At 46.8% G+C, this 12806-nt stretch carries 11 protein-coding genes; 6 read left to right on the top strand and 5 right to left on the bottom strand.

Annotated features, from left to right (window positions below; genetic code table 11):
- Nucleotides 1–8: 8 nt before the first annotated feature.
- A complete protein-coding gene (prfA, locus tag I8U27_RS16805; RefSeq protein WP_181753915.1) occupies nt 9–1076 on the bottom strand; it encodes a peptide chain release factor 1 in 1068 nt (355 codons plus the stop codon).
- Between the two features lie 360 nt (nt 1077–1436).
- Here prfA and I8U27_RS16810 point away from each other — a divergent pair, with 360 nt between their 5' ends.
- The 6 genes from I8U27_RS16810 to I8U27_RS21190 all read left to right on the top strand — a co-directional run bounded on the left by I8U27_RS16810 (nt 1437) and on the right by I8U27_RS21190 (nt 10226).
- Entirely contained in the window at nt 1437–2513 is a 1077-nt protein-coding gene (locus I8U27_RS16810; RefSeq protein ID WP_181753913.1) for a CPBP family intramembrane glutamic endopeptidase, read from the top strand.
- Between the two features lie 133 nt (nt 2514–2646).
- On the top strand, nt 2647–3606 hold the full coding sequence (locus I8U27_RS16815; protein ID WP_181753911.1) for a proline dehydrogenase family protein: 960 nt from the start codon (nt 2647–2649) through the stop codon (nt 3604–3606).
- Nucleotides 3607–3882: 276 nt separating this feature from the next.
- A complete protein-coding gene (locus tag I8U27_RS16820; RefSeq protein WP_181753909.1) occupies nt 3883–4908 on the top strand; it encodes an asparaginase in 1026 nt (341 codons plus the stop codon).
- A gap of 167 nt (nt 4909–5075) precedes the next feature.
- A complete protein-coding gene (locus tag I8U27_RS16825) occupies nt 5076–6647 on the top strand; it encodes a peptide ABC transporter substrate-binding protein (RefSeq protein ID WP_181754005.1) in 1572 nt (523 codons plus the stop codon).
- 360 nt (nt 6648–7007) lie between these two features.
- Nucleotides 7008–8447: a dipeptidase PepV gene (pepV, locus tag I8U27_RS16830; protein WP_181753906.1), complete on the top strand. Its 1440-nt coding sequence runs from the start codon at nt 7008–7010 to the stop codon at nt 8445–8447.
- Between the two features lie 54 nt (nt 8448–8501).
- On the top strand, nt 8502–10226 hold the full coding sequence (locus I8U27_RS21190) for a sigma 54-interacting transcriptional regulator (RefSeq protein WP_181753904.1): 1725 nt from the start codon (nt 8502–8504) through the stop codon (nt 10224–10226).
- Between the two features lie 79 nt (nt 10227–10305).
- Here the strand turns inward: I8U27_RS21190 and I8U27_RS16840 are convergent, their stop codons facing one another.
- The 4 genes from I8U27_RS16840 to I8U27_RS16855 form a co-directional block, all read right to left on the bottom strand.
- Nucleotides 10306–10623, bottom strand: a complete 318-nt coding sequence (locus I8U27_RS16840) for a hypothetical protein (protein WP_181753902.1) — start codon at nt 10621–10623, stop codon at nt 10306–10308.
- Nucleotides 10624–10916: 293 nt separating this feature from the next.
- Nucleotides 10917–11534, bottom strand: coding sequence for a thymidine kinase (locus tag I8U27_RS16845; protein ID WP_181753900.1), 618 nt, complete (start codon nt 11532–11534; stop codon nt 10917–10919).
- A gap of 371 nt (nt 11535–11905) precedes the next feature.
- Nucleotides 11906–12349 carry a hypothetical protein gene (locus tag I8U27_RS16850; protein WP_181753898.1) on the bottom strand — a complete coding sequence of 148 codons (444 nt, stop codon included), beginning with the start codon at nt 12347–12349 and terminating at the stop codon, nt 11906–11908.
- 4 nt (nt 12350–12353) lie between these two features.
- Nucleotides 12354–12806, bottom strand: a 453-nt coding sequence (locus I8U27_RS16855) for an EndoU domain-containing protein (protein ID WP_181753896.1), incomplete at its 5' end; no start/stop codon positions are given.

The raw sequence follows: 12806 nt of genomic DNA on the forward strand, positions 1-12806 counted from the left end.
TTGGAAGGTTATTCTGCTTTTTTCATCAACTCTGCCTGTTCGTTTAGTATCAATGCATCAATCACTTCGTTGAGATCTCCGTCAAGAATAAAATCCAGCTTGTGCAGCGTTAAACCAATCCGGTGGTCCGTCACGCGGCTTTGCGGAAAGTTGTAGGTGCGAATCCGTTCACTGCGGTCGCCGGTCCCTACCTGGCTCTTTCTCGCGTCGGCCATCTTCGCCATCTCCTCTTGCTGCTTGATATCGAAGAGACGGGCACGCAGCACGCGCAGCGCTTTATCTTTGTTGCTGTTCTGCGATTTCTCGTCCTGGCAGGAAACAACGATTCCCGTCGGCAAGTGCGTAATGCGGACCGCCGATTTGGTCGTATTTACACTTTGTCCGCCCGGCCCGCTGGAGCAAAATGTGTCAATGCGCAAATCTTTATCATGAATCTCAATTTCAACTTCCTCCGCTTCCGGCAGTACCGCCACTGTGGCGGTTGAGGTATGAATGCGTCCGCCGGATTCGGTTGAGGGAACCCGCTGGACCCGGTGCGCTCCGCTTTCATACTTCAGTCGGCTGTACGCCCCGTGTCCCTGAATCGAGAAAATCACTTCCTTAAAGCCGCCAAGCCCGGTGGCGTTTGCTTCAAGCAATTCCACTTTCCAGCCCTGGCGCTCCGCAAAACGTGTATACATGCGGTAAAGGTCAGCCGCGAAAAGTGCCGCTTCCTCACCGCCTGCCGCACCCCGAATTTCAACGATTACGTTTTTATCATCGTTGGGATCTTTGGGGAGCAGGAGGACTTTCAGCCGTTCTTCCAGCTCTTTTTTTCGCGCGGTCAATTCCTCGATTTCCAGCTTTACCAGTTCCCGCATCTCATCGTCCAGTTTTTCTTCAAGCATCGTTTTGGCGTCTTGAAGCTGATCAACTACTTGTTTATACTCCAGATAAGCCTGGTTTTGCTCTTCCAGGCCGGCTTGTTCTTTGGAATAAGCCCTCAGCTTTTTGGGATCATTGATCACTTCCGGATCACACAACAGCCGGCTGAGCTCTTCATAGCGCTGGTGTATCCCTTCCAATCGTTCCAGCATATTTCTTCACTCCCATTCTACTCTGCGGGTGATTTCCAAAATAGCTTATGCAGTTATGAAGAAGTCAGGATCAACCCGCTTGCTTCCCTTTTGCCAAGTCTCCGGAAACAGGATTGCTCCGCTTACCACATTTTCAGGTCAGCTCCGGGCCGAATATATAGCAAATCCACATGATGGCCCGGATGAAGTCAGCCTCTATGCGATTTATCTCCTGAACATCGATTTCCACTTAAATACACACGTCATATGATTGTATCATATCACAGTACGAAATTGGAAGAAATCCGGGACATCTGTTTCATACAGATGTTATGATAAGAGAGTATGATTCATTTAAACCAAACTAAGGGGATTTTTATAATGCTAGAAGTCATTATCAATATTATTAATAATATTATCACCTTTGCGCCTATTATTTTTCTATTCTTTCTCGTCAACTTGTCCGAACGGGACCGGACATTGGAAAACCCCGGGAAAGGAAAAGAATTGGGCATTATCAGTTATGCTCTGGTCATTTTAGGGTTTTCGTTTACCCTGATGGTGGGGTTGCTTCTTCACTTCCAGGGAAAACAGATTTTACAATTGATGCAGGTGTTGTCAAACGGCCCTGCTCCGGAAGGTCTGCAGCAATCACCGTCCGGCCTGGCTGAGGTATTCCCCCGGGTTGAAAATATCGGGCTTGGCCTCTGGGTTCCATCCCTTCTCGCCATCCTGATGTTTATTCCTGTGATCCGCAGGGGTTTGAGCGTCCTTATCCCAATCGATCCATTTCGGCGTACACATGCCGTTGCCCTCTCAATGAGCATGTTAATCTTACTCAATCTGTTTGTGACACTGGGAGTTGGTTTGGAAACATTGACCAAGGTACAGGGACAAGCAAGCGAAGCCGGGACTCTCGCCCTTCTCTGGTCCCAGGATATCCTGCTCGCCCTGCTGGGATTGATCGGAGTGGGTTGGCTGACGAGAAGAAACGGATCTGAATCATTAAAACGTCTGGGACTGGTCAAACCGACTGCAATTCAGCTGCTCATCGGCTTTGGTTCAGGCATCGCCCTGGTCATTGTTGTATTGATTATCCAATGGATCGCCGCCCTGATTGGAGTCGCAGGTGACCCCCATGTGGAAGAATTAACAGAAAAGATGCTCGGTTCCTTATTTAACTCCGTCCCGGGGATTCTCACATTAGGGCTGGCCGCCGCTTTAGGGGAAGAGATTATTTTCAGGGGAGCCCTTCAGCCCCGCTTCGGAATTATTTTCACCTCTCTCCTGTTCGCAATGGTTCATGCCAATTACGGCTTCAGCCTATCCACTCTGGTCGTCCTGCTCCTCGGTCTCTGCCTGGGGTTTGTTCGCAAGCGTTTGAACACAGTCGTCAGCATGGTCATCCACGCCACTTATAACATCACCTGGGGAGTTTTAAGTGTCTTTATGTCTTAATCAGGTATCAGAAATCAAGAGCCCCACAGGCAGGGGGCTCTGTTTTAATCTTGACGGCAAAAGAAATTTGACCAACAATCAAACTGTCATTTTAAATACCAAATCAAAAAAGCACTCAAAATGAGGTGAAACCATGTTTACAAATGAGGAGCTTTTAGCTGCCGATGCTTTAAAATCTATAGCCCGCGATCAACAAATCAAAAAGTATATTCAGCAATCTTCCGACCTGTATCCGTTACTTCTTCGCGCAGCAAACCGTTTTGTAAGCGGTGAAACAAGAGAAGAAGGAATAAAAAAAGCCCTTGAGCTGTCGGCCAGAGGATATATGGTCTCTCTTGAATATATAGGAGAAAACACAAAAACGATTGATGATTGTGTTTATGCCAAAAATGAATTTTTAGCCTTGATAAAAGAGGCCGGTTCCCAACTGACAGAAACCACTGTCTCTCTCGATTTGTCACACATCGGACTCTCTGTCGATTCCGATCTGGCATATAAACATATAGACGAACTGGCGAGAGAAGCAAAACGCTTGAATGTTTCGATCATGATAAGTATGGAAGAAGCGGCGAAGACGGACAAAATACTTGACGTTTATAAAAAGGTGTCGGAATATTACCGAAATGTAGGCATTACCATTCAAGCTTATTTGGAAAGATCCGTAACTGATATGAAAGAGCTCCTTCATTATCCCGGAAAGGTGCGAGTCGTAAAAGGTGCTTATCAAGAGACAGAGGGAGTTACGATTCCCCGCTCCCAAAATCTGAATGAGCGATATCTGCATCTTGTTGATCTGTTGGTTCAGGCGAATCATGCTGTATCCATTGCAACCCATGACGAAACTCTGATCCGGGAGATGCACAAACGGGACTATCTCTCTCTTCCACATGTAGAAGTTGAAATGCTTTACGGGATTCGCCCCGATTTGCTTAAACAATTAAAGGAAGACCACTTTAAAGCGAGAGTGTACCTGACCTATGGAACAGAATGGTATCTGTATTTGTGCCACCGGCTTGCCGAGTATCCGCCGAATATTTATGTTGCGATTGCTGATATTGTCAATCCATCGGATTCTGATCAGAACTTGTACTGACCGATGGTTTAATATGAGACCGGAATGATGAAACATCCCTAAATGAAATAAAACTGGGCAGAGGCGAAGGAGATTCGTCTCTATTTTTTATGTTTATAAAATCCTGTTTATCCACAAAAATAATAGGTTGAAATAGGTTGAAATATGGTGTATGATATATCCCAATTAACTAAAAATTTTACATGTTTCTAATTAGGGAAAGAGCGTATATATTCTCTTGCGTTAGGATTTATGTCACATAGCCGCTTATGAATATTTGGCGGAAGAGGTGTTTCAATGTCAAATGTTGTTGCCAATGTCTATCGCGGGGGCGTCATTGAGAGCTCCCATCTTGGACATGTTGCCGTTGTGGATAAAAATGGCTCCTTATTATATTCCTACGGAGACCCCAATCGCCTGACATATGCACGATCATCCATGAAGCCGATTCAGACGATTCCCGTTGTTGAGACAGGGGCTGCCGACCGGTTTGCGTTTAGTGAAGCTGATCTGGCTCTTTGTTGTGCTTCTCACAGCGGAGAAGAGCGCCATCGGTCCCGTGTTTTAGCCATGCTTTCACGAATCGGGCAAAGCGAAACGGTTTTGCAGTGCGGAACCCATGTCCCCCGCGATGAAGCAAGTTACCGGCAGTTAATAAAGGAATCACGCGAACTGACACCTGTTTACAGCAATTGTTCAGGGAAGCATGCCGGTATGGTGGCGACGGCTGTACATATGGGGGAGGACCCGCACACTTATCATGAACAGGATCACCCGGTACAGATTCGCATTCTGGAAGCGGTTGCCGACGTAACAGGATATCCCAAAGATAAAATACATATAGGGATTGACGGGTGCGGGGTACCGGCCCATCGGCTGCCGCTTGTAAACCTGGCGTGGGCATTTGCCCGGCTGGCAACCCCCAGTGTATTTGATAACCCCGTTCGCCGGGAAGCTGTTCAGAGAGTGACGGATGCGATGGTTGCGGCACCGGAAATGGTCGGGGGGCACAACCGGTATTGCACCGATTTGATGCAGGCGTTTAAAGGGCAAATCATCGGCAAGGCGGGTGCGGAAGCGGTCTACTGTATCGGGGACCGCCAGAGCGGAATTGGTATCGCTGTAAAAATCGAAGATGGCGGAGCACGGGCAACATACGCCGTTATGAATGAAGTGCTGTACCAGTTGGGAATCGGTACGGACGGAGAACTTGAAGCTTTGCATGCGTATACAAATCCGGATGTTAAAAATATGAACGGAAAATCAGTCGGATCGATCCGTACCGAGTTCACCCTCCGCCGTGAGAGGAAAGCCGCCCTGTAACCGCACACAGATGTATGTCATGGAAGGAGGTGAAACCTTTTCCGCCGGATCGCGTGACAGCTGAAACGAAGTGAAAGAGTCTGAATTGGCATTTTACGATCATATTATAAGGAGGAGTCACCTTGAAAAAGAGAAAGCTTCTCATACTAGCGGTTGTAAGCGTGTTGATGGCATTCAGTATTCTGGCCGGCTGCAGCGGGAACAGCAGCTCCGGGACTGCCCAGAATGCGGTTTTGAATCTTGAAGTGGGATCTGAGCCGCCGTCCCTTGATCCGCCGAAAGGTTTTGACAGCGTTTCGTTCGACATTTTAAATAACGTGATGGAAGGTCTTACCCGTCTGGATAAAAACCACGAACCACAACCGGCGATGGCAGAAAAATGGGAAATAAGCCCCGACAAAAAAACTTATACTTTCACGTTGCGGGACAGCAAATGGTCTAACGGAGACCCGGTCACCGCCCATGATTTTGAATTTGCCTGGAAGCGGATGCTTGATCCGAATAACGCCTTTCCTTCCGCATTTCTCGGCCACTACATTGAAGGGGCGGAAGCGTACAACTCAGGCAAAGGCTCAGTTGATGATGTAAAAGTAAAAGCTCTGGACGATAAAACATTACAAGTGACGCTGCGTGCGCCCACCGGATTTTTCCTGGACCTCGTTTCAACTCCTTCGTTCTTCCCGGTTCATAAGGCTACTGTGGAAAAGAATAAAAACTGGTCCGCGGATGCGCCCACCATTCTTTCAAACGGGCCGTTTGTACTGAAGGAATGGAAACACGATCAATCATTAAAGGCAGTCAAAAATGAGAACTACTGGGACAAAGATGCCGTTAAAATTGATGAAGTGAACTGGTCCATCGTTGCCGAGATCAATACGGCCTACCAGATGTATCAAACCAATCAGCTTGATGCGATTGAGCAAGTTCCGCCCGACTTGAAAAAACGGCTGCTGGACTCCGGTGAAGCAAAATCAATTCCCGAGGCTTCAATCTATTACTATCGCATGAATACCAAAATGGAACCGTTCCAAAACAAAAATATCCGCAAAGCATTTGCTCTGGCGATTGACCGCAAGCTGTTGGTTGAGCAGGTTGTACAGGGCGGACAAACGCCGGCCCTGGCACACGTTCCACCCGGTTTTAAGGAGCCGGACGGCAAAGATTTCCGCGAAACCGGCGGCAATTACATTGAAGACAACAATGTAGCAAAAGCCAAAGAGCTGCTGGAAAAAGGGATGAAAGAAGAAGGGTATACCACGCTCCCTCCTGTTACCATGACCTACAACACCAGTGAAGCGCATAAGGTGATTGCCGAGGCGCTGCAACAAATGTATAAGAAAAATCTCGGTGTCGATGTGAAACTTGAAAACAAGGAATGGAAAGTGTTCCTGGCCGAACAGCGGGCCCGCAAGTTACAATTTTCCCGCTCCACCATCCCGGCCGATTACGCAGACCCGCTCAATTATCTGGAACTTTACCAAACTGATCATCCGGGGAACCGTGTGAATTACAGCAACAAAGAATACGATGCCCTGGTCAAAAAGATTACCCAGACAGCCGATGAGAAAGAACGTTTCCAACTCATGCACAAGGCTGAAGAAATCTTTATGGAGGATATGCCTCTCGTACCGATCTACTTTGGCAAAAAGACTTTCATGGAAAAACCGCACGTGACCGGAATCGTGCGCCATCCGGTAGGCAATCGGGAGTTAAAATGGGCACAAATCACGAAAAAATAGAAATGAAAGAAAAAGGGTGCTGGTACAGCCCCTTTTTCTGTGATAGTGCTGTATGTCACAGGGGGAGAGCAGGATTTCTGTCTCGCTCAGATTGGCGCCCTGTGAGGAAGTAGAAAAGTCCGCTCCAAAAAACTACACAAGAAGCGCAGGCATTAGGCAGGGAAGCGAATTCAATGAAGAATTGCCTCGCTTTTTCCTTTGTTCCGTTTTTTCCGCTCGGTCGGTCGCCAAAAATCGTTCCCCAGATTTTCTCTTCCCAATTATAATTTAACATTTCATGCCAGGATTGTGTCGCCAAGTCATGAAGGTTCTCTCCCTTCATTGTTTCATGACAAAACAATAGTGAGTGAGGTTTTTACTATGGATTGGAAAAAAGCAGCACAATCGTATCGTGACGAATTTATGGATACATTAAAAGCCTTTCTGTCTATCAACAGTGTGGAAGATATGGCAACAGCCTCCCCTGGGCGGCCGTTTGGCAAAGGTGTGGCCGAAGCCCTGGAATTTATGCTGGATCGGGCGGCTGCTGACGGGTTTACGACAAAAAATTTGGAGGGATATGCCGGATATGTCGAATATGGAAAAGGGGCGGAGCAGATCGGGGTGCTCGCTCACGTCGATGTTGTGCCGGCAGGAGACGGATGGACCACACCGCCATTTTCCCCGAGCGTACGTGACGGACGTATCTATGCACGCGGAGCCATTGATGATAAAGGACCTGCTTTGGCTGCCTATTTTGCGCTGAAAATTGTAAAGGATTCAGGATTGCCGGTATCCAAACGCATCCGCCTTATTTTAGGGACAGACGAGGAGAGCGGCTGGCTGTGCATGAAGCGCTACAGGGAGTTGGAGAAATTGCCCGAAATCGGGTTTTCGCCTGATGCCGATTTCCCGATCGTCCACGCGGAAAAAGGGCAGATCAATCCGGTTTTGACCCTGGCCGGCGACGGCAATGAGGGCCCTTCCCAATCCAAAGGCCGGTCCCGATGGGTTTTGCAATCGTTCCATTCCGGTGAACGCGTGAATATGGTCCCGGATCAGGCCTCTGCCTCAGTGAAGATCAGCGGCCTGCAAAGCAGCGAACACCCCCTGGAAACACTGAAAGCGGACTTCTCCCACTTTCTTCATGCGAAAAAAGCGAAAGGGTCCCTTGAGCAGCGGGGTGAAGAATGGGTATTTTCTTTGGAAGGGAAATCGGCACACGGGATGGAGCCTTATGCCGGCAAAAACGCCGGATTGATGTTGGCCTCTTTTTTGCACCGTTACCCGTTTGAGGGACAGGATCATCATTTTTTGCAATTTTTGTCCGCTGTTTTATATGAAGACCACTACGGTGACAATCTCGGTCTGGCATGTGAAGACGATGTAAGCGGAAAACTCACAGTAAATCCGGGGGTTCTGCAATATCATCCGGACGGGGGCGCGGTCGTTAAACTAAACATTCGTTACCCCGCAAGCATCAAAGCGGACAGCCTGGTCGAACGGTTTCAACAGAAAAGCAAAAGCCTTGGATGGAAGGTACAGAACGTAAGAACATCCAATGCGCACTATGTGCCGAAGGATCACCCCTCTATCCGCACCCTGCAGCGCGTCTACGAAGCCCAAACAGGTATGAGAGCCGGGCTGATCTCTTCCGGAGGCGCCACTTATGCGAGAACATTAAAATATGGGGTGGCATTTGGCCCGGTTTTTCCCGGTAATGAGATGACCGCACACCAGTGTAACGAGTACGCGGAACTGGAGCATTTAATGCTGGCCATGAGCATCTACGCGCAGGCGATTTATGAACTGGCAAAATAGACAGGGGTTGTGGCGGCCGCCATACATAGATGAGAGAATCCGGGAGGGAAAAAGGTGAAGAAACACCAGCTCACCCTTGTTGCGATACAAGAAGAATATCTGTCCACGATTTCCAAACAAGTCAGAGAAATTGTCGGAGATCTGATTGAAATAAGGGAAACAACAGTCAAAAAGTTAACCCGAGAGCTAGTTCATCCCGGTGAGACACTGCTGTTATCCGGTGATTTTATCGTACAACTTGTTAAACCTTTTTTACCTGACGGTGTTACCTGTATCATAGCCAAACGAGGGCTTAATTTTGTAAATTTGAAAGAGTTGCTGTCGTTACCGAAAGGCAGGAAGTGTCTGGTTGTGAACGACACCCGGCGTAACACACATGAGACAGTGGAGGCTTTAAAGGAAATTGTGTTTGAACATCAGTTTTATCCCTATGAACCTGATCAGCCTCTGCCCGACAATATCGATTATGTTGTAACACCGGGAGAAGAACAATTAATCCCCGGCGGTTCACCAAAAGTGATCGATATAGGGCCGCGTGTCCTCGACCTGGACACACTGCTTGAAGTGTCTAAGCATTTCGGACTTACCGGCCATTCATCTTTACTGGTAAAACGGTACATGAAATCGCTTGTCTCTTTGTCACAAGAAAAACAGACCTATTCGCCCGCCCATGTCCATGCGGAAAATACGATGGAAAAGAAAGCAAATTACTTTTTTGCAGATGTAGTGGCAAAAAGCCCGTCAATGGTGAGCGTTCTGAATATGGCCCAAAAATTGGCGAAAACGGACTCCCCCGTACATCTTTATGGCGATACCGGAACCGGAAAAAGTATGCTGGCACAAGCGATCCACAACGGCAGCCATGTTCGGGGCGGTCCGTACCTGTCCGTGAACTGTGCGGCAAGATCCGGAGATACGCTGGAAAAGGAATTGTTCGGAACGGAAAACGATCAAGGTGTATCACCGGGGCTGTTTGAATATGCCAACGGCGGAACCCTCTGTATTGAAGAAGTAAATGAACTATCCGCGTCGGGGCAGTCACGGCTTCTCCAGATTTTTGAAGAAAAACGGGTGACGCGAATCGGAGGGAGCCTGTCAACTCCGGTAAATATAAGGGTGATTACAACATCCAGTACCGATTTATCAGCACTGGCCAAAAAAGGAACCTTTCGCAGAGACTTGTATTATCATTTGTCCGCACTTGCGATCAACATTCCCTCTTTGTGCGAGCGGACTGAAGACATCCCTTTCCTGATCGATCATTACCTGAAACAACACCTCGGTAAAACCGATTTGACCATCACCCATGACGCGATGCAAACCCTGATCCATTATTCCTGGCCGGGAAACGTCAGAGAATTGTATAACGTGGTTTCCCATCTGGCCTGCTTGGATGAAAAGACAGTCGACTCAAGCGCTTTACCCCTCAATGTCAAGAAAGAGGAGCAGGAAAAGCGGTTTCATCATCACTTTGCCCAGCAAATTGACGAAAAACAGATCATCCAAAAAATTGAGGAACACGGTTTTTTGGAGGAGAGCCTGGAGATTCTTCGGATCTTTGAAAGAGGGAAAAGAGTGCACACCTCTTTTGGCCGGTTGGCAGTGAAAAAAATACTGAATGAAAGAGGGTTTAAACTATCGGAACAACAGTTGCGCTTGCGGCTGGAAGTGCTGCACGAACTGGGTTTGCTCAATGTCCGGCAGGGACGTTCCGGAACAACTATTTCCAGAAAAGGAGAGCAATTTCTGAAAAAGATAGAGGCTATGTTGAAAGCCTGACTGCAAACAATTACCAATTAAAGCGTATTTTCCGGGTTGAAATAAAAATCCTCCTTTAGCCGCCAGGCAGGGGGATGTACTATTCATTCACACTTTCAAGTACCTTTGGATTGAAGATTTGTTTGACCTTCCGAACCTCTGTATATAAGACTTTGACTTCATCATTTTGATGTGTCTCGATGCGGTCCAGTCTCGATTCAATTTTGACAAGTCTCGTATCAATTTCGCCCAATCTTGTTTCAACTTTGACAAGTCTCGTATCAATTTCGCCCAATCTTGTTTCAACTTTGACAAGTCTCGTATCAACTTCACCCAATCTGGTTTCGACTTTGTCAAGTCTTTCCTTGATTTCCTGTTGGCCATCGAGGATTTGTTTTAACATTTTTTCCAGGTTCACTTGATCCTCTCCCGTTCAATGCAAGTGAGATTATTGTATCATAAAAACCGATTATCACCCAGTATTTTCCTCAAAATGGGTTTAGACTTGTTCCAACATCAAACGGGGTAAACCAGAGGCGAAATTCAAGCAAAAAGGGTACTGCAACCACCCCTCCCTCGTCTGACGCTCGCTCTCATCCCCACAGCTGAATGCTCGCAAAGATATAAAAATCTCAACCGGCAAAGATCCCGGTTGAGATTTTGTTTGTTTAAGCAGTTATTCTCCGATCCCCTATGTGTTGGCGATTCAATCTAATCCTGGGCAGTCAGTCCATCCGCTTTTGTCAGCAACTCGTGGCAGTGGCGGCAGCGAGCCTCATATTGTTCAGAAGCTCCCACCTGGATGACCGGATCATCCACAGCAGCGGGAAGACCGTTAATCAACCGTTGTGTGCGGCTGGCCGGTCCCCCGCACTGCACACAGATCGCCTGCAATTTGGTGATATACTCGGCAACCGCCAGGAGCAGCGGAGTCGGCCCAAAGGCTTGTCCGCGGAAATCCTGGTCCAGACCCGCACAGATGACCCGTTTGCCCTGATCCGCCAACTGCTGGCAAACCTCCACCACCTGTTCGTCAAAAAATTGCACTTCATCAATGGCAACTACATTGATATCCGGCGTCACAGATGCCAAAATTTCCGGTGCGCTATGTACAGGCTGCGCGTCCGCCACCAACCCGTTGTGGGAAGCAATTCCCGTCGCATGGTAACGGTCGTCAATGGCCGGTTTAAATGCTTTTACTTGCATTCTGGCGATTTGCGCACGCCGAATCCGCCGGATCAACTCTTCACTTTTCCCCGAAAACATTCCCCCGCAAATCACTTCAATCCATCCTCCACGATGGACGAAAACAGAATCATGATATTTCATCCTTTATCCTCCCAATGATCACGCTCTCTGTAACCGACGAGTGACATTGTAGCACAAAATAAGGAGGAACGGGCCACGGAAACAATATTCCATTAACTTCTTTCTATATTCATTCTTTCAAAAGCCTGAGGTGAAATGAACGGAGCGGTCTCAGAGTTTTTTTCTATTCATAGGTTGTGACGTTTCCATTGGGCTGGGTTTCCTTTTTGGTTAACCCGGATGGCGTATACAGGTAATCCGTCCACTGGTAAAAGGAATGCAGGATCTCCATTATTGGTTGCTATTGATTCGACCATAAAATAACACTTGAGAGTAACCTCATCTCTCAAGTGTTATTTTTAAGTTTTTAAAGGCTTTGAAGCATCATGTGTTTAACTCATCAAACTTGTGACCCTTTTTAATTCCTGAACATCAGGGGTATCCCATTTCTTTTCTTCAATTGCTCTTAAAAGTTTCTTAGAAGCTCTTAATAGTGACTTTTTAAATTGTTTAATACTGCAAGTAGCCGTAAATAATTTTTCATCACCATTAAGCCTCTCTTGAACAAATTCCAATTCAATTATGTCATTTCCTTTTTTGGTCCCTCTCGCCAATAGAGGACCATCCATAAAGAGGAATTTACATTTTTCACTATAAGTAGTCAATGCCAATATCTCTTGGCACCACCAGGTTAATATCACAACTGGGAAATCAAGCCAGTCCGGCTCTGGAAAATATTCATCTCCAACTGCAAAATAAATGTCACCAGTGATTGACTCCAGACTAGTCATTTTTAAACTATCTTCATTAATTATTACATTAATTATTTTAATCATAATATCACTTCCATATTGGGTAAGCTGTTTCAATCTTTCTATTAGTTTTATTTACCCACATTTCCAATTTTAAATGGTCACCTGTTCCTACAACTTTAACCCTATCGCCTTGAGTTTCAATTTTTTTAGAAAACCTATATGCCTGCCTAATTTCTCTTTCTATTTGTTTAGCAGTCATGTACTCAGGAAATACAGTTTTTTTACCGCTTTGCTTTGCCCTTGATCCCTTTGCGATATGTCCAGAAAGTATATGATCCATATCTATCTCTACTTTTTTCCACGATGGTAAATGAATAGCTTTAGTCACTCTACGTGGAGTTCCTAACCCCGAAGAAACAGGCACCCGATACTCTGACAGGATACTTTTCATTCGGAATCCAGCATATCCTAATGCCCCGGCAACAAGTGCTTCATCACCCGGAAGTGGATCAATGACTGCTAATGCGAATAAAATCCC

It is taken from the genome of Paenactinomyces guangxiensis (assembly GCF_016055185.1).
GTDB classification, from domain to species: Bacteria; Bacillota; Bacilli; order Thermoactinomycetales; family Thermoactinomycetaceae; genus Paenactinomyces; species Paenactinomyces guangxiensis.

What these genes read in the sequence shown, in the direction of transcription:
- I8U27_RS16820 (WP_181753909.1), top strand. Translation starts at nt 3,883, where the DNA reads ATGTCAAATGTTGTTGCCAATGTCTATCGCGGGGGCGTCATTGAGAGC.
- prfA (WP_181753915.1), bottom strand. Translation starts at nt 1,076, where the DNA reads ATGCTGGAACGATTGGAAGGGATACACCAGCGCTATGAAGAGCTCAGC.
- I8U27_RS16825 (WP_181754005.1), top strand. Translation starts at nt 5,076, where the DNA reads ATGGCATTCAGTATTCTGGCCGGCTGCAGCGGGAACAGCAGCTCCGGG.
- pepV (WP_181753906.1), top strand. Translation starts at nt 7,008, where the DNA reads ATGGATTGGAAAAAAGCAGCACAATCGTATCGTGACGAATTTATGGAT.
- I8U27_RS16815 (WP_181753911.1), top strand. Translation starts at nt 2,647, where the DNA reads ATGTTTACAAATGAGGAGCTTTTAGCTGCCGATGCTTTAAAATCTATA.
- I8U27_RS16850 (WP_181753898.1), bottom strand. Translation starts at nt 12,349, where the DNA reads ATGATTAAAATAATTAATGTAATAATTAATGAAGATAGTTTAAAAATG.
- I8U27_RS16845 (WP_181753900.1), bottom strand. Translation starts at nt 11,534, where the DNA reads ATGAAATATCATGATTCTGTTTTCGTCCATCGTGGAGGATGGATTGAA.
- I8U27_RS16810 (WP_181753913.1), top strand. Translation starts at nt 1,437, where the DNA reads ATGCTAGAAGTCATTATCAATATTATTAATAATATTATCACCTTTGCG.